Origin of the sequence: Micromonospora sp. M51, assembly GCF_018070305.1 — a bacterium.
GTDB classification, from domain to species: Bacteria; Actinomycetota; Actinomycetes; order Mycobacteriales; family Micromonosporaceae; genus Micromonospora; species Micromonospora parva.
Genome location: NZ_JAGPXZ010001239.1, coordinates 1 through 1,055, shown reverse-complemented (window position 1 = coordinate 1,055; position 1,055 = coordinate 1). Strand labels below are relative to the sequence as shown.

1 protein-coding gene is annotated in these 1,055 nt (G+C 72.4%); it reads left to right on the top strand.

From position 1 onward, the window contains the following. Window positions 1-206 precede the first annotated feature (206 nt). Window positions 207-1,040, top strand: a complete 834-nt coding sequence (locus KBX53_RS33965) for a helix-turn-helix transcriptional regulator (RefSeq protein WP_210863926.1) — start codon at window positions 207-209, stop codon at window positions 1,038-1,040. The last annotated feature ends 15 nt before the right edge of the window (window positions 1,041-1,055 follow it).

Genomic DNA, 1,055 nt, shown 5'->3' with positions numbered 1-1,055 from the left:
CCCCCACCCCACCCCGTTGATCCCGCCGATCTTGCACTTTCGGTCGTCGGAATGAGGCGAAACGCACCTCATGTCCCGACAGAAACCGCAAGATCGCGAAGGGGGTGGGGTGGGGGGGGGTGGGGCGGAGGGAACACGGGGTTGGGGGTGTGCTGTTGCGCTCGATGTGCCGGGTCGTTTCCCGGCACCTGCCGATCGGAGTCATCGTGGACCGCGCCCAACTCGCGAGCTTCCTGCGCACCCGCCGCGAGGCCCTACAGCCCGAGGACGTCGGGCTGCCCCGGGGCCCGCGCCGACGCACCGGAGGGCTCCGGCGCGAGGAGGTCGCCGCGTTGAGCGGGATGTCCACCGACTACTACAGCCGGCTGGAGCAGCAGCGTGGGCCGCACCCCTCGGAGCAGATGCTCGCCGCGCTCGCTCGTGGCCTGCGACTCTCCCTCGCCGAACGGGACCACCTGTTCCAGCTCGCCGGGCACGCGGTTCCGCGTCGGGCGCTGCGCGCCGATCACGTGAACCCGGGCATGATGCGGATCCTCGACCGGATGCACGACACCCCGGCCCAGGTGGTGAACCACCTGGGCGAGACCCTGGCGCAGACCGCGCCGGCCGTCGCGCTGCTCGGTGACGAGACCCGGTACACCGGCCTGGCGCGCAGCGCCCACCACCGCTGGTTCACCGACCCGGCGGCACGGCAGCTGCACCCGGCGCAGGACCACCAGACGCAGAGCCGCCTGCTCGTGGCGCACCTGCACGCCGCGTACACCCGTGACGGGCGCGGGTCACGGGCCGCCGCGCTCGTCGACGACCTGCTGGCCCGGAGCGTCGAGTTCGCGCGGCTGTGGCGCGAACACCCGGTGCCGGCCGGCTACTGCCCGCCCAAGCACTTCGCGCACCCGGAGGTCGGGGCGTTGGAGCTGCACTGCCAGACACTCGTCGACCCGGACCAGTCGCAGACGCTGTTGGTCTTCACCGCCGTGCCCGGGTCGCCCAGCGACGAGAAGCTGCGCTTGCTCTCCGTCATCGGCGGCCAGCTCGTCTGACCCGTCCGATCAGCC